Origin of the sequence: Bradyrhizobium campsiandrae (assembly GCF_014529705.1) — a bacterium.
Lineage (GTDB): Bacteria > Pseudomonadota > Alphaproteobacteria > Rhizobiales > Xanthobacteraceae > Bradyrhizobium > Bradyrhizobium campsiandrae.
Map to the genome: position 1 here is coordinate 40,450 of NZ_JAANIH010000005.1, position 21,620 is coordinate 62,069.

The following is a 21,620-nucleotide window of genomic DNA, read 5'->3' on the forward strand; positions in this document are numbered from 1 at the left end:
TTTCGCCGCGAGGTTTGGCATTGTGGCGCGATGACAGCGACGCCATCGATCTGCGATCTCTCCGCCACGGACCTTGCGCGTGCCATCGCCGGAGGCGAGCTCTCGGCGCGCGCCGCCGTGGAGGCACATCTGGCGCGGATCGCGGAACAGAATCCGCAATTGGCTGCATTCGTGACCATCGATGCCGACGGCGCTCGGCGCGCCGCCGATATCTGCGATGCGGCGGCTGCGCCGATCGGCCCGCTGCATGGTGTCCCCGTAGGGGTCAAGGATCTCACTGACACCGCCGGCTTGAGGACAACGTACGGATCGGTCTTGTTTCGCGATCACGTCCCGGCTGCGGACGATCTCGTGGTCAACAGGCTTCGGCGCGCCGGCGCGATCGTTGTGGGCAAGACCAACACGCCCGAATTCGGCTTCGGCGCGGTCTGCACCAACACATTGTGCGGGCCGACGCGCAATCCGTTCAATCCTGAACTGACCTCCGGCGGATCGTCCGGTGGCTCCGCCGTCGCAGTTGCCGCGGGCATGGTGCCGCTGGCTCACGGGACCGATTTCGGCGGCTCGGTGCGCACGCCGGCCAGCTTCTGCGATGTCGCCTCGATCAGGCCGACGCCGGGCCGCATCCCGTCGCCGCGCCGTCCGCTCGGCTGGGACATGTTGGCCACCCACGGCTTTCTCGCCCGCCGCGTCGACGATCTCGAACTTGCGCTGTCCGTATCGGCGGGCAGCGATGCCGAGGATCCACTCTCGACTGCTATCGTCGGCGACGATCGGTCGCTCGGAGGACGTCCTCGGATCGCCGTGACGCCCGATTTCGGTGTCGCGCCGGTGGCGCGCGATGTTCGTGCGCGCTTTGCGACCGCCTGCGACGCGCTCGCCGGAATTGCCGAGATTGCGTCGTCCTCGCCCGACTGCGGAGGCGCGATCGAAACCTTCCGCACGCTGCGCGCGGCGCATATCGCCAACAGCTATGGCGAGTTGCTCGGGACCCGCCGGGCCGAGCTCACGCCCACCGTGATCTGGAACATCGAGGCGGCCGCAAAGCTCTCCGCCGAGGATTACCTCAACGCCGAGCGTCGCCGCACCGCGATCTACCGCAGCTTTCGCGATCTGTTCAGCCGTGCCGATGTCCTGGTCGCGCCGGCGGCGTCCGTGTTCCCCTGGCCGAACGAGACCAGCGACGTCACTTCGATCGACGGCGCAGCGCTGGAGACGCCGATCGACTATCTCGCCGTCACCTTCATCGTGTCGCTGGTCGGCTTTCCGGTCCTGACCGTGCCGGTGCGCCGAGAGGCGGGCGAACTCCCCTTCGGTATCCAGATCATCGCACCACCGGGCTGCGAAGCCCGTTTGTTTGCCGTCGGCCGTATCATCGAGAACGAATTGGGTTTTTCGCATCGCTGGCCGAGACTCCGTTAGAGGTCGCGATGCTCAAGCCGCGCGGCGAGCGGGCCGGCAAGGCCGACGGTCGGCTTGGCGGCAGGCCGGCGGAATGTGCCCGCTGTCGCCTTGCGCAGGCGTAGCGCCACCAGCGCTTCGGCCTGCTTCACCGCGGCGACGACCTGGTCGACCACGGGAACGGGGATCCGGTCGGCGACGCGCTCGGCCAGACCCGAGAGCGGTGCGCCGGCAAAGATCAGGACGTCGGCCTCGTCCTCGACGATCGCGCGCTGCGCAAGCTCGACGAGCACATCCTCCTTCTCGGTGCCGACCTCGGAGATGGCCTGAAACGGCGTATCGAGCATGCGAATGCCGGCGCAGCGCTCGCGCAGGCCGTGGTCGCGGACACATTCCTCGTACCAGGGGCCAAGCGCCTGCGCGAAGGTGACGATGGCGAAGCGCCGTCCGGCCATGCAGGCCGTCAGCATCGCAGCTTCCGCCATGCCCACCACGGGAATGTCGAAGGTCTCCCGCGCCGCGAACAGGCCGGGATCGCCGAAGGCGGCGATGATCGCGGCATCGACCTTGGCGTGCTGCTCGGCCAGCATCTCCAGCGCGATGGCGCCGCCGATCTGCGCCTCGGTGCGCGTCGCGATATAGGGCACGCCGCGGGTCGCGGTGCAGGGGACGAGCTCGGTGCCGGGTGCGGCTGCGCGCTGCCCGACGTCCGTCATCAATTGCGTGACCGCGGTGCTGGTGTTGGGGTTGAGCAATAGCAGCTTCATGGTCACGCCGCAGTTCGCCTGGGCTTCGGGGGAGCGAGCGTTGCGAGCAGCGCGACGCCGGTCTGGCGGACATGGGCGCCGAGCAGGCGTCCGGCAGCCTCGCTGTCGCGGGCCTCGAGGGCTTTGAGGATGTTCGCGTGCTCCTCGACCGAATTGCTCCAGCGCCGATCGGCGCCGAGGGCCAGATAGCGCGCACGTTCGGCGCGGGCGATCAGCGTTTCGTGCGCCTCGCGCAGCGGCGTGTTGCGGGCCATGCGGACGATAGTGTTGTGGATCTCGCCATTGATGGCGAAGTAATCGTCGAGCTTGCCGTTGCGGTGGTGACCCTCCATGCGGGTTTGGAGCGTACGCAGGCGGGCGAGATCGCGCTCGGTGGCGCGCTCCGCGGCCAGCTCGGCCGCCAGCCGCTCGATGCCGGCGAGCGCCTCGAACAATTCCGAGATGTCCTCGACCGCGACGTCGGCGATGCGCGGGCTGCGGTTCGGCCGCAGCTCGATCAGGCCTTCCGCCGCGAGCACCTTCATCGCCTCGCGCAGCGGTGTGCGCGATACGCCGAGCTCCTTCGACAGTTTCGTTTCCTGGGTCTGCGATCCCGGCGGCAACTCGCCGCGAATGATCATCGTCCGCATTCGCGCGGCGGCGCGCTCATGCAGGCCCATCCGCTTGAGCTTGGGCGACTTTCGTCCCTTCGGGCTTTCCGACTTCTGCTGCACCTGCGCCTCGTTGCTTCAGTTCATCCTAGCCGCTTCCGGCTCCCTGGCTTGCCCAAAATGATGACGTATGTCGCTGAAAACAATGGCATAGCGCGCAAATTGTATGCAGCATGCAGAATCCCCGTTGCGCTGCCGCGAAGCTCGGCTGATGATCTTGCGACACGCGCGAGGTCTCGCGCCTTCGAAACGGAGTAAGCGATGCGGACGGGTTTGCGACTGGGTCTCGTGGCAATGGTGGCCATGCTCGGCGGAGGCGATCTTGCGTCCGCGCAGACCGCGAAGATCAAGCTCGGCTACGCCAAATGCGCGCACTGCCTGCCGATGTCGCTGATCCCTGGCATGACCAAGGGCGTCGAGGTCGAGGCGACCGGCTTCAACTCGGGCAACGACGTGCTCACTGCGCTGGTGTCGAAGAGCATCGACGTCGCGCAGGTCACCTACCTCCATTACATCACCGCGCTCGACAAGGGCTTCGACGTCGTCGCCGTGTCCGGCCAGATCAATGGCGGCTCGGAATGTCTCTCCTCCGCCAAGCTGAACCTGCCGCCCGAGGACTGGGCTGCGTTCAAGGCAACCGTTGCGAAGGCGAAGAGCGACGGCCAGCCGTTGAAGGTCGCGGCGTCTCGCGGCAATGCGCAGGACATCCACATGCGCGGTGCGTTCCTCAAGCAGAGCGTCGATCCCAACAAGGACATCCAGTTCATCAACATCCCCAATCCGTCCGACCATCTCGCGGCGCTTCAGCGCGGCGAGGTCGACATGATCTGCTCGGTCGAGCCGTTCGCCTCGCAAATCCGCCTTGCCGGGGCCGGCAAGCACTTTGTGCTGCCGTACGATCAGGCGGCCGGCAATCTGACCAACCTGATCGTCACCCGCTCGGACGTGATCGCCGGCCAGCGCGCCGGCGTGCAGGGGGTCGTCAGCGCCGTGGTCGAGCTCGACAACAAGCTGATCGCCGACAAGGGGCCGTGGATCGAGGTCATCAACAAGCTCACCGGTCTCGACAAGAACGTGGCGACGGAAGCGCTGAACAACGCCTCGCCCGATCCGGCGATCCACCGCGCGCAGACACTGGCGATCGCCGCGATGATGCGCGATCTCAAATACATCTCCAAGGACGTCTCCGCGGAAGCGGAGAAGAACATGGACTATTCGTTCCTGGAGCAGGCGACCGGAAAGGCCAGGAATGACCTCGGTTATTGACACGGCGCCGACGCGGCCGGCGTTCCGGCTGTCGCGGGCATTTCAGGGGCTCGAACGTCTCGTCGTGCCCGCGCTGCTGATCGCCGGCTGGGAGGCCTTTGCCCGCAGCGGCATGCTGCCGCCGGCGCTGCTGCCGGCGCCAAGCGCGGTGCTGCACGCGCTCGGCGACTGGATGTTCGGCTTCGACGAGACCACGCAGACCTATTCCGGCCACTGGTTGCGCGATGCGCTCGCCAGCGCGTTGCGCGTGTTCGGCGGCTTCACGCTGGCGAGCGTCCTCGGCATTCTCGCCGGCGTCGCCATCGGCTGGTCGCGCCTGTTCGAGAAGACGCTGGAGCCGACGCTGCAGATGCTGCGGCCGATCCCGCCGGTGTCGTGGATTCCGCTCGCGATCATCTGGTTCGGCATCGCCGACAAGCCGGCGATCTTCCTCGTCTTCCTCGGCGCCTTCTTTCCGGTGCTGATGAACGCCATCCATGGGGTGAAGACCGTGGATCACAATCTCGTCCGTGCCGGTGCGATGATGGGCGCGAGCGGGCGGCAGATGCTGACCGACATCGTGCTGCCGGCGGCGCTGCCCTCGATCTTCGCGGGCTTGCGCATCGCGGTCGGCTCGGCCTGGATGCTGACGGTCACGGCCGAGATGGTCGCGGTGAAGAGCGGCCTCGGCTACGTGCTGTGGGATTCCTACTACTTCCTGCGCTACGACATCGTGCTCGCTGCGATGATCTCGATCGGGCTGCTCGGCTATCTCTCCGATCTCGGTCTCAAGGCGATCATGGCGCGCACGCTGCGCTGGCAACAGGCAACCACGGTGCAGGGCAGGGCGGGCTGATGGCGGCAATCGAGCTTCGCAACATCGTCAAGGTGTTTTCGGACAAGCGGCGCGGTCGCGACCTCCTGACGCTGGACAACATCAATCTCGACATCGAGGCCAATGATTTCGTCTGCCTGCTCGGCCCGTCGGGCTGCGGCAAGTCGACGCTTCTGAACATCATCGCCGGCTTCGAACAGGCGACCTCAGGCCGCACGCTGGTCGACGGCCAGCAGGTGGAGCGGCCCGGGTCCGACCGCGGCGTCGTGTTCCAGCAGCCGACGCTGATGCCGTGGCTGACGGCGATCGACAACATTGCCTTCCACCTCAAGCTCAAGGGCGTCGCCAAGGCCGAGCGGCATCACCGGGCCATGGAGTTCATCGATCTGGTCGGCCTGCGCGGCTTCGAGCACCACCATCCCTCCGAGATGTCCGGCGGCATGAACCAGCGGGTCGGCATTGCCCGCGCGCTTCTGATGAATCCGAGCGTCATCCTGATGGACGAGCCGTTCGCGGCGCTGGACGCCCAGACCAAGCTCGAAATGCAGGAGGAGCTGGTCGCGATCTGGCAGAAGCGCCGCTGCACCATCGTGTTCGTCACCCACAGCGTCGACGAGGCGCTGGTGCTCGGCAACAAGATCGTGGTGATGACGAGGCGCCCGGGCCGGATCCGCGAGGCCGTCAGTTTCGACCTGCCGCGGCCGCGGGACATCACCAGCCCGGAATTCAACGATGCCAAGCGCCACATCCTGGCTTTGATCCGGGAGGAATCGACGCGCCTTGCGCAGGCGTCGTAAGGTTATCGCCATGCGCAAACGCCTCGGCATGATCACGCCGTCGTCCAACTCGGTGCTCGAGCCCGTCACGAGCGCGATGCTGCATGGCGTGACCGGCGTCAGCGCCCATTTCGCCCGCTTTCGCGTCACCGAGATTGCGCTCGACACTGCTGCGCTGAGCCAGTTCGATGCTTCAGTGATGCTGCCGGCGGCGGATCTGTTGGCCGATGCCAAGGTCGATGCCATCGCCTGGAACGGCACCTCGGCGAGCTGGCTCGGCATCGACAGAGACAGGAGCCTGTGCGAAGCGATCACGGCGCGCACGCGCGTGCCGGCGACGACCTCGACGCTGGCCTGCATCGATGCCGTCCGCGCGCTTCGAGCGAGGCGCGTCGCGCTGGTGTCGCCTTATACGGACGACGTGCAGCGGCGGATCGGCGATGTCTGGGCCGCCGAAGGCATCGCGCCCCATGCCGAGCGACATCTCGGCCTGCGCGACAATTTTTCCTTCGGCGAGGTCGCCCCCGCGACGATTGCGGAGATGATCCGCGCCGTGGCGGCGGAAGGGGCCGACGCCGTCGTCATCCTCTGCACCAATCTCGATGGCGCCGCGCTCGCCACCGCACTCGAACAAGAGCTCGATATCGCCGTGCTCGATTCCGTTGCCGTCACGCTGTGGCGAAGCCTTGGTCTTGCCGGCGGCGACATCGCGGCGCTGGCGCCGTGGGGACGGATATTTCAGACGCCGGCAACGATGAAGTGACGGAGACACCAGTGACGCAGCTCGATCTCGCCATCCGCGGCGGCACCATCGTGACGGCCAGCGACGAGTTTCGCGCCGATATCGGCATCCGCGACGGCCGCATCGTTGCCATCGCCGACGGCATCGAAGGCGCGACGCGCGAGATCGATGCGACCGGCCTTTTGGCGCTGCCTGGCGGCATCGACAGCCACGTCCACATCTCGCAGCCGTCGGGCCCCGATGTCGTCATGGCCGACGATTTTGCCTCGGCGACGCGGGCGGCCGCCGCCGGCGGCAACACCATGGTGCTGCCCTTCGCGCTCCAGGAAAAGGGCACGTCGCTGCGCAGCTGCGTCGAGAACTACCGCAAGCTTGCGGAGGGCGAGTGCTACATCGACACCGCCTTCCACCTCATCATCTCCGACCCGACCGCTATCGTGCTGGGCCAGGAGCTGCCGGCCCTGGTCAAGGACGGCTACACCTCGTTCAAGGTATTCATGACCTATGACGACCTCGTGCTCAGCGACAGGCAGCTGCTCGAGGTGTTCGAGGTTGCGCGCCGCGAGGAGGCGCTGGTGATGGTGCATTGCGAGGGCTACGACGCCATCCGCTTCCTCACCAGCAAGCTCGAGCGCGAAGGTCACATTGCGCCCTATTATCACGGCACCTCGCGGCCGCAGGCTGTCGAGCGCGAGGCGACGCACCGCGCCATCAGCCATGCCGAGGTGATCGGCGTTCCCATCATGATCGTGCATGTCTCTGGCCGCGAGGCGATGGAGCAGGTGCGCTGGGCCCAGCAGCGCGGCCTGCCGGTTCATGCCGAGACCTGCCCGCAATACATCACGCTGACGGCCGACGACATGAAGGGCCTCAACATGGACATCACGGGGGCAAAATATGTCTGCTCGCCGCCGCCGCGCGATGTCGAGAGCCAGCAGGCGATCTGGGAAGGCATCACGACGGGCGTGTTCCAGACCTTCTCGTCCGACCACTGCCCGTTCCGCTACGACGATCCCAAGGGCAAGCTCACGCCGAACGCACGCACCTCGTTCCGCTGGGTGCCGAACGGCATTCCCGGCGTCGAGACGCGGCTGCCGATCCTGTTTTCCGAGGGCGTCTCGAAGGGTCGTATCAGCCTGCAGAAATTCGTGGAGCTGACCGCGACCAACCATGCCCGCATTTACGGCCTCTATCCGCGCAAGGGCTCGATCGGCATCGGCTTCGACGCCGATATCGTGCTGTGGGATCCGAAGCTGAAGAAGCCGATCCGGCAGGCCGATCTGCACCACGGCTCCGACTACACGCCCTGGGAGGGCTTCGACGTCACCGGCTGGCCGGTCACGACGATCGCGCGGGGGCGGATGGTCTATGAGCAAGGCCAGATCGTGGGCGACAAGGGCGCAGGCGAGGTGCTGAGCCGCGGCAAGTCCAGCCTGGTGTGACGGGCCCTGCTATTTTGCGGTCACGGCGCGCGCGGACAGCGTGACGAGGCACATCATCGCCGCGAGCAGCCAGAACGCCATCGGCAGGCCGACGGCGTGGGCGACGAAACCGATGCCGGCGGGGCCAACCAGAACACCGGCATAGCCGGCGGTGGTGATCGAGGCCACCGCGAGCCCCGTGGGCATTGCCGTTTGCATGGCGGCGCGGCGGAACAACACCGGCACGAGGTTCGAGGCGCCGAGACCGATCAGCAGGAAGCCCGCCATCGCAACAACCGCATTCGGCGCCAGCAGCAGCACGATGAGGCCCGCGACCGCAAGCAGGCTTCCGCCGGTCAGTGTCGCGCGGTCGCCGATGCGGGCCACGACGGCGTCGCCGCCAAGCCGGCCGATGGTCATCGCGATCGAGAATACGATGTAACCCATCCCGCCCTGCGCCTCGCTGACGAGACCCGAGCCGATCACGAGCAGCGCGCCCCAGTCGAGCATCGCGCCTTCGATCAGGAAGGTGACAGCCGCCAGCAGCGCCAGCAACAGCACGATGCCGTGCGGCAGCACGAACAGCGACCCCTCCTGCGCTTGAGCCGATCGCAGCAGGCGCGGCCAGGCCAGTGCCATCGCGATCAGCATCAGGACCGAACAGATCAATGCGCTCGCGAGCGGCCCCAGATGCAGCGACAACAATGCCGTCATCACGGCGGATCCAGCGAACCCGCCGATGCTGAAGAGCGCATGAAAGCCCGACATCAGCGGCTGTCCTGCCGCGCGTTCGACCTCGACCGCATGAATGTTCATGGCGACATCGATGGAGCCGAGCGCTGCCCCGAATGCAAGCAACGCCAATGCCAAAGTCAACGGTGTGGCGGCGATCACCAGCAGTGGCAGGACCAGGGCAAGGCCGATCCCGCCAGCAATGATGATCGGCTTGCTGCCGCGGCGGGCGCTCAATATACCGGTGGCAAGCATCGCGACGACCGAGCCGATGCCGAGGCTCAGCAGCAGCAAGCCGAGAACGGCGTCGTCGACCGCGAGCCGTTCCTTCGCGAACGGCACCAGCGGCGCCCAGCACGCGATACCAAATCCGGCGACCAGGAACGAAAGACGCGTGGCGAGCCGCGTCGCCGGCCGGTCGGCTGAGGTCATCGGTGAAGCTCCGGGAGGGAAACGAAGCGCGCGATCGCGGGCGAGGCGCTTAAATCATCAACCAGGAGCCAGCGCCAGCGTTCCGCGAGCGCGGCGCGTTGACGAATTGTATCATGATGATGTCGTTTGAATACTTGTGATCCGGATGGAGCGGAAGCGTAGCCAGGGTCCGCATTTGCGCATGCCGCGTCCGCGCTGCGCGGCATGAAATCTGCTTGGGTGGCCAACCGGCGCGAGGCTGCGCTATGCTGCGCGGGACCGACACGCCCATGAAGCCAACCTCGCCAGTCAATCTACGAACGAATCAGGAAATCGCGCGATGCGCATCGTCAATGTTGCCGCCGCCCAGATGGGGTCGATCCAGAAGGCCGAAAGCCGCGAGGCCGGGGTCAAGCGCATGATCGCGCTGATGGACGAGGCGAAGGCAAAAGGCGCAAGCCAGCGATCATCCAATCCAAGCCCATCACGGAGTGCCTCATGACTGAACCCAGTTACGACTTGATCATCCGCGGCGGACGCGTTGCAACCACGACCGACGTGTTCGAGGCCGATGTCGCCATCTCCGGCGAGACCATCGCAGCCATCGGCCGCGGGCTTCCGCGCGCCAAGCGCGAAATCGATGCGCGCGGCAAGTTGGTATTGCCCGGCGGCGTCGATAGCCACGCGCATATCGAGCAACTGTCCGCCGCCGGCATCATGAACGCCGACACGTTCGAGAGCGCGACCGTCTCCGCAGCGTTCGGCGGCACCACAACGGTGATCCCATTCGCCGCCCAGCATGTCGGCATGAAGCTGCCGCAAGTCGTCGAGGATTATCACGCGCTGGCGAGGAAGGGCGCCGTGATCGACTACGCCTTCCACATGATCATTGCGGATGCAACCAAGGAGACGGTCGAGGAGCATATTCCCGCGCTGGTGAAGCAAGGGCATGCCTCGATCAAGATCTTCATGACCTATGACCGGCTCAAGGTGGATGACGAGCCGCTGCTCGATATTCTCCTTGCCGCGCGCCAGTCCGGCGCGATGTTGTGCGCTCATGCCGAAAATCACGGCATTATCGCCTGGATGGTGAAGCGGCTGCTTGCGCGCGGCTACACGATGCCGAAATACCACGCCGTCAGTCACGCCCGCGTGTCCGAGGCAGAAGCCTTCACCCGGCTGATCGGCATGGCGGCGCTGATCGACCAGCCGATCATGATCTTCCACGTGTCCACGGCCGAAGGTGCCAGGGTCATCCGCGACTCCAGGGGGCAGGGGCTGAAGGTCTTCGCCGAGACCTGTCCGCAATATCTGTTCCTCACGGCGGCCGATCTCGACAAGCCGGGCGCAGAAGGCGCCAAGTGGATGTGCAGTCCGCCGCCGCGCACGCATCAGGACCAGGAGGCGCTGTGGCAGGCGCTGTCGCTCGGCGATCTCCAGACCATCTCGTCAGATCACGCGCCGTATCGTTATGACGAGACCGGCAAGCTGCGCGCCGGGCCGAATCCCAATTTCAAGCAGGTCGCGAACGGTCTGCCGGGATTGGAACTGCGGCTGCCGCTGTTGTTCGATGCAATGGTGTCGAAGGGACGGCTGGGCCTCGAAAAGTTCGTCGAGCTCACCGCAACGGCACCAGCAAAGATCTACAATCTGCATCCGCGCAAGGGCTCGATCGCGGTCGGTGCTGATGCCGATATCGCGATCTGGGATCCCGATCGCGAGACCACGATCGCGGACGAGATGATGCATGATCTCGCCGGCTACACGCCGTTCGCAGGCCGCAAGCTGAAAGGCTGGCCGGTGTCAGTGCTGTCGCGCGGCCGCGTGATCATCGACGGGAACAAATGTCTCGCCAGCGCCGGCAGTGGCAAATTCCTGGCGCGCAGCGGCGGCGATGCGGCCAAGCCGACCGGCCGGCTCGTAGCTGATATGGATCCTGAGCGAAATTTCGGAGCAAGACTGCTGTGATCGCGGACCGGGCGCGATGAAGATCGTCGCCCGGGCTCGCTCGAACGGATCAGCACGCGCGCTCTTGGCGAGGCCGCGTCCATGCTGCTGCGCAGCGAGGGTCAAAAGTGGCCGAGAACCCGCTGGCGGTCGCCCGGTTACTGGCATACCATTTGCACGCTAATGGGCTCGGTTTCACCTGCCCTTGGCCAATGAACGGCCGGCATCACGGCATTACTGGGAGGATTTCATGGATCGCAGGACCGTATTGAAGGGACTGGCCGGCGCAAGCGGTCTGGCGTTGACCGGCGGCCTCTCGGCGCCGGCGATCGCGCAAGGCGCCGCTGCCCGCACCCTGCGCTTCGTGCCACAGGCCAATCTTGCCAATTTCGACCCGATCTGGGGCACGCAATATGTCGTGCGCAATGCGGCTGCGATGGTCTGGGACACGCTTTACGGCATCGATTCCTCGTTCCAGCCGCAGCGGCAGATGGTCGAGTCCGAGGAAGTGACCGATGACGGCACGACCTGGACATTCAAGCTGCGCTCGGGCCTCAAATTCCACGATGGCGAGCCGGTGCTGAGCAAGGACGTCGTCGCGAGTCTCAGCCGCTGGGCGGCGCGCGATCCCATGGGTCTGATGATCAAGGCGATCCAGCAGGAGCTGACCGCGGTCGACGACCGCACCTTCAAATGGGTCCTCAAACAACCCTTTCCGAAACTGCTGTTCGCGCTCGGCAAGAACAACGCGCCGGTCGCCTTCATCATGCCGGAGCGCATCGCGCAGACCGACCCGTTCAAGCAGATCTCCGACTATATCGGATCCGGTCCGCTGAAATTCGCCAAGGGCGAGTGGGTCCCCGGCGCGAAAGCCGTGTTCGAGAAATTCGCCGACTATGTGCCGCGGCAGGAGAAGCCGTCCTGGCTCGCCGGCGGCAAGCAGGTGATGATCGATCGCGTCGAGTGGGTGATCATGCCGGACCCGGCCACCGCGGCGGCCGCGCTGCAGAACGGCGAGGTCGATTGGTGGGAAAATCCGATCGCGGACCTCGTTCCGGTTCTGAAGAAGAACAAGAACATCAGCGTCGACATCGGCGATCCCCTCGGCAATGTCGGCTCGTTCCGCATGAACTTCCTCTATCCGCCCTTCAACGACGTCAAGGCGCGACGCGCAGTGCTGATGGCGATGAGCCAGGAAGATTACATGCGCGCGATCGTCGGCGACGACAATTCGCTGTGGAAGCCGCTGCCCGGCTACTTCACGCCGGATACGCCGCTCTATACCGAAGCGGGCGGCGATATCCTGAAGGGCAAGCGCGATCTCGACGCCGCCAAGAAGCTGCTCGCCGAGAGCGGCTATTCCGGCCAGCCGGTGACGTGCCTCGTGGCGCAGGACCAGCCGATCACCAAGGCGCAGGGCGACGTGACAGCGGACCTCCTGAAGAAGCTCGGCATGAACGTCGACTTCGTGGCGACCGACTGGGGCACGGTCGGCTCCCGCCGTGCGCAGAAGACGCCGCCCGGACAGGGAGGCTGGAACATGTTCCACACCTGGCATGCGGGCGCCGATTGCGTCAATCCGGCTCCCTACACCGCCATTCGCGCCAATGGCGACAAGGCGTGGTTCGGCTGGCCCACCAGCGCGGCCACCGAAAAGGAAGTTACGTCCTGGTTCGAGGCCAAGAACCTCGACGAGGAGAAGGCCGCCATCGCTCGCCTCAACACGGCGGCGATCAATGACGTCGTCTATGCGCCGACCGGTTTCTTCCTGAGCTACACCGCGTGGCGCAAGAACGTCTCCGGCGTTGCCAAGGGACCCGTGCCCTTGTTCTGGGGCGTGTCGAAATCCGCATGATGATGCGCTGAAGCCAGATGCTCTCTTACATCCTCCGTCGCATGGTCGCGACCTTGCCGGTGATGGCGATCGTCGCGCTGTTCGTGTTCAGCCTGCTCTACATCGCGCCGGGTGACCCCGCCGTGGTGATTGCGGGCGACCAGGCGAGCCCGGAGGATGTGGAGCGCATCCGCCAGAGCCTCGGCCTCGACCGTCCCTTCCTGATCCAGTTCGGAAGCTGGGTCTGGCGCATTCTGCATGGCGATCTCGGCACCTCGATCTTCACCAATTTGCCGGTCTCGACCATGATCGGGCAGCGTCTCGGACCGACGCTGTCGCTGATGATCGTCACCCTACTGCTCACGATCGTGGTCGCGGTGCCGCTCGGCGTGGTGGCGGCGTGGAAGGCGGGCAGCTTCATCGATCGCGCCATCATGGGCTTTGCGGTGTTCGGCTTCTCGTTGCCGGTCTTCGTGGTCGGCTACATGCTTGCCTACATCTTCGCGCTCGAACTCGAATGGCTTCCGGTGCAGGGCTATACGCCGATGACCGAAGGCCTCTGGCCGTGGCTGGAGAATCTGATCCTGCCGGCGATCGCGCTCGGCTGCGTCTACATCGCGCTGGTCGCGCGCATCACGCGCGCGGCCATGCTCGAAGTGCTGCAGCAGGATTATATCCGCACGGCCAAGGCGAAGGGCCTCGGGCAGGGCGGCATCCTGTTCATTCACGCACTGAAGAACGCGGCAGTGCCGATCGTGACCGTGATCGGGATCGGCATTGCGCTCCTGATCGGCGGCGCGGTCGTCACCGAGAGCGTGTTCGCGATTCCCGGCCTCGGCCGTCTCACCATCGATGCAATCCTGCGCCGCGACTATCCGGTCATTCAGGGCATCGTGCTGCTGTTCAGCTTCGTCTACGTCCTCGTTAATCTGATGATCGACATCACCTACACGCTCGTTGACCCGAGGATCCGCTATTGACCGATACCACCGTCAACCCGCAATCGCTTCCGGCCGGTCTGGTCCTCGCGCCGCAACTGCCCGAGATCCTCCGGCCGGTCGCGATCCGGCGCGGGTTCATCGGGTTCTTGCGCAGCCATCCGACCGTCGCGATCGGCGGCATGTTGCTGCTGTTGCTCGTCCTGATCGCAGTTTTTGCGCCGTATCTCTGGACGGTCGACCCGACCGCACTCGCGCCGGCCAAGCGCACAAGGGCGCCGTCGGCGGCCTTCTGGTTCGGCACCGACGTGCTGGGGCGCGATATCTATTCACGCGTGCTGTTCGGCGCACAGGTTTCGCTCACGGTCGGGTTGTCGGTTGCGATCTTCGCCTCCGCGGCCGGCCTTGCCATCGGCATGGTGTCGGGCTTCATCCGCTGGGCCGACGGCATCCTGATGCGCTTCATGGATGGCCTGATGTCGATTCCGCCGATCCTGCTGGCGATCGCGCTGATGGCCTTGACCCGCGGCAGCGTCGGCAACGTCATCCTGGCGATCACCATCGCCGAGATCCCGCGGGTCTCTCGTCTTGTCCGCAGCGTCGTGCTGTCGCTGCGCGAGCAGCCCTATGTCGATGCGGCGGTGGCTTGCGGCACGCGCACGCCGATGATCATCCTGCGCCACATCCTGCCGAACACGCTGGCGCCGATGCTGGTGCAGGCGACCTATATCTGCGCCAGCGCCATGATCACCGAGGCGATCCTGTCCTTCATCGGCGCCGGCACGCCGCCGACCATTCCATCCTGGGGCAACATCATGGCCGAGGGCCGTGCGCTCTGGCAGGTCAAGCCCTACATCGTGTTCTTCCCGGCAGCCTTCCTCTCCGTCACCGTGCTCGCCGTGAACCTGCTCGGCGACGGCCTTCGCGATGCGCTCGATCCGCGCATGGCCAAGCGTCTTTGACGAGCCGAGGCTGATTGCGATGGCGCTGCTCGAAGTCGAGAATCTCCAGACCCATTTCCGCACCCCCAGCGGCATCAACCGCGCGGTGGACGGCGTGTCCTTCCATGTCAATGAAGGCGAGACGCTCGCCATCGTCGGCGAATCCGGCTGTGGCAAGTCGGTGACCTCGATGTCGCTGATGCGGCTGATCCCGGAGCCGCCGGGCCGGATCGCGGGCAGCATCCGTTTCGCGGGCAAGGATCTGCTGAAATTATCCGACCGCGAGATGCGCGCCATCAGGGGCAACGACATCTCGATGATCTTTCAGGAGCCGATGACGAGCCTCAATCCGGTTCTCACCGTCGGTCGCCAGATCCGCGAGACGCTGATGATCCATCAGGGCCTGGACAAGCAGGCCGCAGAGGCGCATGCGATCGAGATGCTGACGCTGGTCGGCATTCCCGAGCCGAAGCGGCGCGTGCGCGAATTTCCGCATCAGCTCTCCGGCGGCATGCGCCAGCGCGTGATGATCGCAATTGCGCTTGCCTGCAGTCCAAAGCTCCTGATTGCGGACGAGCCGACCACGGCGCTGGACGTCACCATTCAGGCGCAGATTCTCAAGCTGATGCTGGACCTCAAGCGCCGCGTCGGCGCCGCGATCATCCTGATCACCCACGATCTCGGCGTGGTCGCCGAGATCGCCGAGCGCGTCATGGTGATGTATGCCGGCCGCAAGGTCGAGGAGGCGCCAGTGGCGGAGCTGTTCCGTTCGCCGCGACATCCCTATACGCAAGGATTGCTCGGCGCGGTGCCGAAGCTGGGCTCCTCTCTCGCCGGCACCACGACGCGGCTCGCTGAAATTCCGGGGCAGGTGCCGGATCTGCGCAAGCCAATCACCGGATGCGTCTTTGCAGGTCGCTGCGCGCTCGCAACCGATCTCTGCCGGCAATATGCGCCGGGGCTCGAAGAGAAGGGACCGCGCCACGTCGCCGCCTGCCACTACGCCGCCAAGGGAGCGGTCGCGGCATGAGTGTTCCGCTGCTCCAGGTCAACGACCTCAAGAAGCACTTTCCAGTCAACAAGGGCCTGTTCGGCAAGAAGACCGAATTCGTCTATGCGGTGGACGGTGTATCGTTCGAGATCGCGCGCGGTGAGACACTCTCGCTGGTCGGCGAGTCCGGCTGCGGCAAGTCGACGGTCGGCCGCGCCATCCTGCGGCTGTTCGATGTGACGTCGGGCCAGGTGATCCTCGATGGCCAGCGCATCGACGACGCGGCGCCTGCGACGATGCGCCAGATGCGGCGGCGCGTGCAGGTGGTGTTCCAGGATCCGTTCTCGAGCCTCAATCCGCGTATGCGCGTGCGCGATATCCTGGCCGAGCCGATCCGCAATTTCGGCCTCGCCAAATCCGCAATCGACCTCGAGACGCGCGTGACCGCACTGATGGACACGGTGCGGCTGCCGCGGGAAGCGCTGAACCGCCGGCCGCACGAATTCTCCGGCGGCCAGCGCCAGCGCATCGGCATCGCCCGGGCGCTTGCGGCCGAGCCGGAGCTGATCGTCTGCGACGAGGCGGTCTCGGCGCTCGACGTCTCGGTCAAGGCGCAGATCGTCAATTTGCTGCAGGATCTGCAGCGTGAGTTCGGCCTGGCGCTGCTGTTCATCAGCCATGATCTCGCCATCGTCGAGCACATGACCCACCGCGTCGCGGTGATGTATCTCGGTAAGATCGTCGAGGTGGCGCCGCGCCGGCAGATCTTTGCCGCGCCCCGACATCCCTATACGAAGGCATTGCTCTCCGCCGTGCCGCTGCCGGAGCCCGGGGCCCAGCGCAATCCCATCATCCTCGGCGGCGACGTGCCAAGCCCCATCAACCCGCCGAAAGGTTGCCGTTTCCACACCCGCTGCCCGTACGTGTTCGATCGTTGCCGGACCGAAGAGCCGCAGCTTCGTTCGGCGGATGGCGAGCAATGGGTCGCTTGCCACCTCGATGAGCTGCCGGAGGGGTAGCGGGGCGTCAGCCCATGTTGCTCAGCGCCCGGCGGATGGCAAAGATATCTCTGATTTGCGCTCGGTGATGATCAAGGACGATCCGGCGCAAAGCGGCGGGTCCTTGCGCCGAAACCACTGTCATGCGGCCGTGCCCGCGAACCGGTCGCCGTCCCAGGACGGACGCCGTCGCGGCAGCGCTTCGACGTCAGGCCTTTGGTTTTTGGCTGCCATGCGCCAACGGGCCGGTGTCTGGCCGCTGATGCGTTTGAACACCGTTGAAAAATGCGCCTGGGTGCTGAACCCGACCGCGAGCGCGATCTCGGCCAAGGGCCGTTCGGTCGTCGTCAGCAGCGACTTCGCCTGCTCGATGCGATGATTGAGCAAATATTCGCGTGGGCGATATCCGGTCGCCGCACGAAACTGCGCGGCGAAATGCATTCTCGACAGGCCCGCGACATTGGCGAGATCGGAGAGGCTGATGCTGCGTTCGAAATGGGTGGCGATATGGTGCTCGACGCGCCGCAGGCGCCATTTCGGCAGGGCGTTGACTTTGGCTCGCGGCGATTCGGAGCGCGCCAGGCGCATGGCGAGGATCTGGCCGATGCAGCGGGCAAATTGGTAGCCCGCGGCATCGCCTTGCTCGGCGAGCGCCTTGGCCAGTCCTGCGGTGAGGGAATCGCGCAACAGAACGAGATCATCGAGCCCTTCCGCGCCTTGCGACCATCGCGCCGGAAAATGGTCGACGGAAATGTGGAGGTGCAGGAAGGCGCAGGGCGCCTGGAATTGCACGCTGAGCTGTCTCGATGGCGCGCTGACATACAGCGTGCCCGGCGGCATGATGCCGTCGAAAATAACCCGTTCGCCCCTGGTCAGGATGGCACGCGTGGTCTTCAGCGCGATGCCGACGAAATAACGGCCGGGCGGCGTGGTCGCGTCGTGCCGCGAGGCCTGGCGCGAGTCCTCCCATCGCGAGATCATGATGTCTTCCGGCACGGCTTGCGCGTTGCAAGCGATCTGACGCCACCGCGCCTCGCGTGCGATCGCCGCAAACGCGTCAGGAGCTTCGTGATCTCTTCCACCGAGAAGATCGATCCAGCTGTGGGTGCTCTGCAATTCGGTCAGCATGGCCTGTTCCTTCTGAGCTTCGCGGTCGTTCGCTGTGACCGGTGAAGTCGCATTCTCGGTATGGTCGCAGGATAGACGTGGGTGCGCCCGGACGCCCGTTAGGGGTGATTAGGATCTGTTAGATTATGTGGAGGCGGACGAGGTGCGCCGACCCGTCGCATGAATTGCGATGAGCTACTCGAAGACCGCGTCGAAGATCTCGACGTCGACCAGCACGGGCTTGGCGACAACGGTTCCGTCGGCCTGCTGCGTCAGCGTGCGCCGAAGGGTTGGAACCACGATGCCGCTGAAGTTCTCATGGGCCCACGAAAAATGCGCAACGGGTGCGCCCAGGAGATCGTGATCGGTCCGCCGCTGCAAGGCGTTTCCATCGAAGTAGAACACTTGCTCGGACGCGAGGCTGACGAGGCTCGGCGGAAATTGCGCGCGCAGGCGTCGCCAGATTTCGCCGTGCTCCTGCCACGGCGGCAGTTCCTCGACGACGACATCAGGGTGGGCGAGAAGGAAGGGCGTCGTGAGATAGTTCCAGATCTGGACGCCGCAGAAGAAGACCAGATGCAGTTCATCCGCCAGCGCATGCGTGCCATTGGTGGGGAAGGCAAGGGTCGGGTTGCGCCAGGTCCGCAGCACCTGTCCATCCAGACTTTCGATCGTGACCGCGTCGGGCTGAAACGCGCCGGATTGCTCGCCGCCAGTCATCCCGGTGAAGCGGACCGATTGCGTCTGGGTCGATCCCTCCGCGGTGACGTCTTTGAATTCGCTTGCGTGCCCGGCGTCCGAGAAGAGCGTGCCGCCAACGGAAAGATGCAGCGTGAACCGGCTCAAACTGCTCCAGTGGGCGAGGCCTCCGCAGGCGTCGATCGCGTCGTCAAGAAGTGCCATGTCTCACTGCATCCACCATGAAGTGCCTGCACCATGGCGGGACAGAAGCGGCTTGGCGTGTTAGAAGTTGTTAGGAGTTGCAAGACGCGGATCGGGCGGTATCCCGTTGAAGATGCTCCTAATTCAGGGCGCCCAGGAGCCCCTTGGCGGCGACCAGGTCGTGGCTCGTCAGGCCTTCCTGATATTGCGCGATGAGCGGTGCGAGCAGCGCTTGCGCGTCGCGCTGACGTCCCGCCTGCCGCCAGAGGCGGGCGAGGCTCATCGCCCCCCGCAGCTCCCATCCGCGCGCGCATTGCCGGCGCGACAAGGCCAGCGATTGCTGAAGACAGGCTTCGGCCTCCGTCGCCCGGGCGGATTGGACCAGGATGTCCGCCTTGACGCGGAGCATTTCCGGCATGTCGAAGGATTCGCCGTGATCGCCGATCTGGGCGATGGCTTCCTCGATCGTGCGGAGCGCTTCGTCGGCCTCGTTCTGGGCCGCCAGCCCCTCCGCGAGCGCTGTCGCAAACACGGTCGTCATGATCCGGTGCCGCGTGGCGTACAAGGTCGCCTGGCTGCGCCTGAGGTGCTCGATGCCGCCCGCAATGTCCCCGCGGCGGAGCAGGAGCTCGCCCTTCTGGCCGATGCCGACCGCGTGATAGGGGCCGAGGAAGTGCCGTGCGGCGTGGTCGATCAGCCGGTCGATCAGGCTTTCGGCGCTGGCCCAGTCGCCGACCCACAGAAACACGTAGATGGTCCAGATCAGGGCGATCCCAAGCGTCAACGGTTGCTCGAGCTGTTCGGCCGCCCTCACGGTGTATCGTGCCGCCGCGATGGCCCGATCGGGCCGGCCGCTGAGCCAGAGCCCGCGCGCCAGGGCGACCAGCGCGACAATGCGGTCGTCATAGCCGAGATGGCCGATATTGAGCCGCTGCGAGCTCGGATTGTGCACCATCGCGCTCTCGCAGAACTGGACGGCCTTGTCCTGGTTGCCGATCAGATGATGCGCCACGCCGATCATCCACTCGACATTCAGCGTGCTGGTGGGATCGTTCAGCTTCCTGGCGACGCTCTCGCCCTGGACGCCGGTGCCGAGCGCACCGTGAAAATCTCCGACCCGGGTCAGGAAGATGTGCAGCCCGCGGAGCAGCCAGAGCTGCCAGTGCAGGTCGTCGAGCTGCTGGGCCAGTTGCAGGCTTCGCGTGAAGGCCGACCGGACGCTTTCCGTATTGCCTTGCGTGAACATCACGGAGACGCCGAGGGCGGCCTGCAGCGTCATTTCCTTCCGACCGTCAAGCGCGTCGGCGTGGGCGAGCGCCTGCCGGGTCCAGCTATGGCATTCCGTCAGCAAGGTGAGCTCGAGAAAGAACTGCGCGGCGGATGCCGCGAGGTCCACGCCGACCACGCGGTCGCCGGCCTCGGAAAAAGTCCAGGTCAGCGCGGCCCGCACATTGGGCAGATGATCGGCATAGGGCAGGAACCCGCCCGCGCTCTGCAGGCCCGTCGATTTGATCGAGATGTCGTGGAGGAAGTCGCGGAAATATTCGGCGTGGGCGCGCGCGACCCGGGCAGCTTCTCCGTTTTCGACAAGCTTGTCGTTCACAAAGGCGCGGGTCGTGTCGAGCAGGCGGTATCGCAGCCGCCGTTCCGCGGGTGACGTCGCGATCAGGGATTTTGACAGCAGATTCGAGATCGCTTCGACCGCCTCCGCCTCGGCGATGCCCTGACATGCGGCGACGGCGAGTGCGGCTTCCAGCGTGAATGGCCCAACGAAGACCGACAGGCCGCGCAAGGTCGCGCTTTCGGCCGGAGGCAGGAGGTCGTAGCTCCAGCTCAGCGCCGCGCTCAAGGTCTGGTGGCGCGGAATCGCGGTGCGACGTCCCCGCCATAGCAGCGAGAAACGGCTGTCGAGCAGCGAGGCCGTACCGGCGATGCCGTAGGCGTTGACCCGTCCGGCGGCAAGCTCGATCGCAAGTGCAATGCCGTCCAGGCGCCGGCAGATATCGGCGACGAGAGGGGCATCCTCTTCACTGAGTTCGAACTCGCTCAGGCTTTCGGCAATCCGCTCGACGAAAAGCTGGCTCGCCGGATAGGCGAGAATCTCGGCCACGCTGAGGCCCTCGCGCTGCGGCGGGCAATCGAGCGGAAATAGCCGGTAGACCCGTTCGCCCTCGGTGCGGAAGGATTCGCGGCTGGTGGCGAGAACATGCAGCCCCTCGGCTTCCCGCACCATGCGCTCGGCGAGTGGAGCCAGTTCGTCGATGACATGCTCGCAGCTGTCGAAGACCAGCAGCAGTCGGCGGCCGCGCAGCGACATCAGCAGCCCCGGTATCGGGTCGCCGGAATTGACGGTCAGGCCGAGGGCGGCGGCGATCGTCGCGGGAACGAGCCGCGGGTCGGTCAGGGCACCAAAATCGACGAAGCAGATCTGCCCCTCGAAGCTCGCATGCTGGCCATGCGCCACGGCGATGGCGACCGAGGTCTTGCCGATGCCGCCGGGGCCGACGATGGTGACGAAGCGATGCAGGGACAGCTCGGTCGCGATCCTGTCGACGGCCTCGTCCCGGCCGATCATCTTGGCGAGCGGGGCGGGCAGGGAACGAAGCGAGGAAACAACCGCATCTGTCCTGATCTCCGCGGGCGCGGCACGGAGCAGCGGGGCCGCGAAGCAATAGCCGCGCCCGGGGACGTTGACGATGTAGCGGGAACCTTCGCTGGCATCGCCCAGCGCCTTACGCAGCGAGGTGATGTGGAAGCGCAGGCTGCCCTCGTCGACATTTACGTCGGCCCAGACCCGCTTGACCAATTCCCGCTTGTCGACGACCTCGCCGGCTCGCTCGGCGAGAAAGACGAGGATGTCGAGCGCGCGGCCGCCGAGATGAAGTGGCACGCCATCCTTCTCGAGCAGCCGCGAGCGAGGGAGCAGCCGAAAGGCCCCGAAGGAGATGGCCGAGTCCTGGTCGTTATTGTCCGGCACGCGCCATGTTTCCAGCAAAAGGAAA

The 21,620-nt window shown here is 65.5% G+C and carries 18 protein-coding genes and 1 pseudogene; 13 read left to right on the forward strand and 6 right to left on the reverse strand.

All coding sequences use genetic code 11. From position 1 onward, the window contains the following. Positions 1 to 30: 30 nt before the first annotated feature. The gene (locus G8O24_RS05210) at positions 31 to 1,422 is read left to right on the forward strand and encodes an amidase (RefSeq protein WP_188097158.1); all 1,392 of its coding nucleotides are present in this window, start codon (positions 31 to 33) and stop codon (positions 1,420 to 1,422) included. Here G8O24_RS05210 and G8O24_RS05215 read toward each other — a convergent pair. Next, positions 1,419 to 2,168 carry an aspartate/glutamate racemase family protein gene (locus G8O24_RS05215; protein ID WP_188097419.1) on the reverse strand — a complete coding sequence of 250 codons (750 nt, stop codon included), beginning with the start codon at positions 2,166 to 2,168 and terminating at the stop codon, positions 1,419 to 1,421. The genes G8O24_RS05210 and G8O24_RS05215 overlap by 4 nt on opposite strands. 2 nt (positions 2,169 to 2,170) lie before the next feature. Next, positions 2,171 to 2,881 (reverse strand): GntR family transcriptional regulator, encoded by a 711-nt coding sequence (locus tag G8O24_RS05220; protein WP_188097161.1) that lies wholly within the window; start codon positions 2,879 to 2,881, stop codon positions 2,171 to 2,173. 198 nt (positions 2,882 to 3,079) lie between these two features. Between G8O24_RS05220 and G8O24_RS05225 the strand changes: the two genes are divergently transcribed. The 5 genes from G8O24_RS05225 to hydA (G8O24_RS05245) are packed head-to-tail and all read left to right on the forward strand — an operon-like array spanning position 3,080 to position 7,858. Further along, entirely contained in the window at positions 3,080 to 4,084 is a 1,005-nt protein-coding gene (locus G8O24_RS05225; RefSeq protein WP_188097163.1) for an ABC transporter substrate-binding protein, read from the forward strand. Beyond that, a complete protein-coding gene (locus G8O24_RS05230) occupies positions 4,068 to 4,919 on the forward strand; it encodes an ABC transporter permease (protein ID WP_188097165.1) in 852 nt (283 codons plus the stop codon). The genes G8O24_RS05225 and G8O24_RS05230 overlap by 17 nt, the downstream gene beginning before the upstream one ends. Then, positions 4,919 to 5,695, forward strand: a complete 777-nt coding sequence (locus G8O24_RS05235; protein WP_188097167.1) for an ABC transporter ATP-binding protein — start codon at positions 4,919 to 4,921, stop codon at positions 5,693 to 5,695. Before G8O24_RS05230 ends, G8O24_RS05235 begins: the two co-directional genes overlap by 1 nt. A 10-nt stretch (positions 5,696 to 5,705) precedes the next feature. Then, positions 5,706 to 6,437 carry a maleate cis-trans isomerase family protein gene (locus G8O24_RS05240; RefSeq protein ID WP_188097168.1) on the forward strand — a complete coding sequence of 244 codons (732 nt, stop codon included), beginning with the start codon at positions 5,706 to 5,708 and terminating at the stop codon, positions 6,435 to 6,437. A gap of 11 nt (positions 6,438 to 6,448) precedes the next feature. After that, positions 6,449 to 7,858, forward strand: a complete 1,410-nt coding sequence (gene hydA, locus G8O24_RS05245; RefSeq protein WP_188097170.1) for a dihydropyrimidinase — start codon at positions 6,449 to 6,451, stop codon at positions 7,856 to 7,858. Between the two features lie 9 nt (positions 7,859 to 7,867). Here the strand turns inward: hydA (G8O24_RS05245) and G8O24_RS05250 are convergent, their stop codons facing one another. Beyond that, the gene (locus G8O24_RS05250; protein WP_188097172.1) at positions 7,868 to 9,001 is read right to left on the reverse strand and encodes an MFS transporter; all 1,134 of its coding nucleotides are present in this window, start codon (positions 8,999 to 9,001) and stop codon (positions 7,868 to 7,870) included. Between the two features lie 319 nt (positions 9,002 to 9,320). Between G8O24_RS05250 and G8O24_RS05255 the strand changes: the two are divergent. From G8O24_RS05255 to G8O24_RS05285, 7 genes and pseudogenes are all read left to right on the forward strand, one after another. Then, positions 9,321 to 9,437 (forward strand): annotated as a pseudogene (locus G8O24_RS05255) (N-carbamoyl-D-amino-acid hydrolase); the annotation flags it as partial. Positions 9,438 to 9,478: 41 nt separating this feature from the next. Further along, the gene (gene hydA / locus G8O24_RS05260) at positions 9,479 to 10,948 is read left to right on the forward strand and encodes a dihydropyrimidinase (protein WP_188097174.1); all 1,470 of its coding nucleotides are present in this window, start codon (positions 9,479 to 9,481) and stop codon (positions 10,946 to 10,948) included. A 229-nt stretch (positions 10,949 to 11,177) separates the two neighbouring features. Beyond that, complete coding sequence (locus G8O24_RS05265) at positions 11,178 to 12,782, forward strand: ABC transporter substrate-binding protein (RefSeq protein ID WP_188097176.1); 1,605 nt, start codon at positions 11,178 to 11,180, stop codon at positions 12,780 to 12,782. A 17-nt stretch (positions 12,783 to 12,799) separates the two neighbouring features. Then, positions 12,800 to 13,741, forward strand: a complete 942-nt coding sequence (locus tag G8O24_RS05270; protein WP_188097178.1) for an ABC transporter permease — start codon at positions 12,800 to 12,802, stop codon at positions 13,739 to 13,741. Beyond that, positions 13,738 to 14,661: an ABC transporter permease gene (locus G8O24_RS05275; protein ID WP_188097180.1), complete on the forward strand. Its 924-nt coding sequence runs from the start codon at positions 13,738 to 13,740 to the stop codon at positions 14,659 to 14,661. Before G8O24_RS05270 ends, G8O24_RS05275 begins: the two co-directional genes overlap by 4 nt. 19 nt (positions 14,662 to 14,680) lie before the next feature. Further along, positions 14,681 to 15,670 (forward strand): ABC transporter ATP-binding protein, encoded by a 990-nt coding sequence (locus G8O24_RS05280; protein WP_188097182.1) that lies wholly within the window; start codon positions 14,681 to 14,683, stop codon positions 15,668 to 15,670. Continuing rightward, a complete protein-coding gene (locus tag G8O24_RS05285) occupies positions 15,667 to 16,650 on the forward strand; it encodes an ABC transporter ATP-binding protein (RefSeq protein WP_188097184.1) in 984 nt (327 codons plus the stop codon). Before G8O24_RS05280 ends, G8O24_RS05285 begins: the two co-directional genes overlap by 4 nt. 120 nt (positions 16,651 to 16,770) lie before the next feature. Here the strand turns inward: G8O24_RS05285 and G8O24_RS05290 are convergent, their stop codons facing one another. From G8O24_RS05290 to G8O24_RS05300, 3 genes are all read right to left on the reverse strand, one after another. Continuing rightward, positions 16,771 to 17,757 carry a helix-turn-helix domain-containing protein gene (locus G8O24_RS05290; protein WP_188097186.1) on the reverse strand — a complete coding sequence of 329 codons (987 nt, stop codon included), beginning with the start codon at positions 17,755 to 17,757 and terminating at the stop codon, positions 16,771 to 16,773. A gap of 174 nt (positions 17,758 to 17,931) precedes the next feature. Then, positions 17,932 to 18,639 carry a hypothetical protein gene (locus G8O24_RS05295; protein ID WP_188097188.1) on the reverse strand — a complete coding sequence of 236 codons (708 nt, stop codon included), beginning with the start codon at positions 18,637 to 18,639 and terminating at the stop codon, positions 17,932 to 17,934. Positions 18,640 to 18,757: 118 nt separating this feature from the next. Continuing rightward, the gene (locus tag G8O24_RS05300; RefSeq protein ID WP_188097191.1) at positions 18,758 to 21,595 is read right to left on the reverse strand and encodes an ATP-binding protein; all 2,838 of its coding nucleotides are present in this window, start codon (positions 21,593 to 21,595) and stop codon (positions 18,758 to 18,760) included. Positions 21,596 to 21,620 lie beyond the last annotated feature (25 nt).

Coding starts and splice junctions, on each gene's coding strand:
- G8O24_RS05210 (WP_188097158.1), top strand. CDS start 31: ATGACAGCGACGCCATCGATCTGCGATCTCTCCGCCACGGACCTTGCG.
- G8O24_RS05215 (WP_188097419.1), bottom strand. CDS start 2,168: ATGAAGCTGCTATTGCTCAACCCCAACACCAGCACCGCGGTCACGCAA.
- G8O24_RS05225 (WP_188097163.1), top strand. CDS start 3,080: ATGCGGACGGGTTTGCGACTGGGTCTCGTGGCAATGGTGGCCATGCTC.
- G8O24_RS05230 (WP_188097165.1), top strand. CDS start 4,068: ATGACCTCGGTTATTGACACGGCGCCGACGCGGCCGGCGTTCCGGCTG.
- G8O24_RS05235 (WP_188097167.1), top strand. CDS start 4,919: ATGGCGGCAATCGAGCTTCGCAACATCGTCAAGGTGTTTTCGGACAAG.
- G8O24_RS05240 (WP_188097168.1), top strand. CDS start 5,706: ATGCGCAAACGCCTCGGCATGATCACGCCGTCGTCCAACTCGGTGCTC.
- G8O24_RS05250 (WP_188097172.1), bottom strand. CDS start 9,001: ATGACCTCAGCCGACCGGCCGGCGACGCGGCTCGCCACGCGTCTTTCG.
- hydA (WP_188097174.1), top strand. CDS start 9,479: ATGACTGAACCCAGTTACGACTTGATCATCCGCGGCGGACGCGTTGCA.
- G8O24_RS05265 (WP_188097176.1), top strand. CDS start 11,178: ATGGATCGCAGGACCGTATTGAAGGGACTGGCCGGCGCAAGCGGTCTG.
- G8O24_RS05270 (WP_188097178.1), top strand. CDS start 12,800: ATGCTCTCTTACATCCTCCGTCGCATGGTCGCGACCTTGCCGGTGATG.
- G8O24_RS05280 (WP_188097182.1), top strand. CDS start 14,681: ATGGCGCTGCTCGAAGTCGAGAATCTCCAGACCCATTTCCGCACCCCC.
- G8O24_RS05285 (WP_188097184.1), top strand. CDS start 15,667: ATGAGTGTTCCGCTGCTCCAGGTCAACGACCTCAAGAAGCACTTTCCA.
- G8O24_RS05290 (WP_188097186.1), bottom strand. CDS start 17,757: ATGCTGACCGAATTGCAGAGCACCCACAGCTGGATCGATCTTCTCGGT.
- G8O24_RS05295 (WP_188097188.1), bottom strand. CDS start 18,639: ATGGCACTTCTTGACGACGCGATCGACGCCTGCGGAGGCCTCGCCCAC.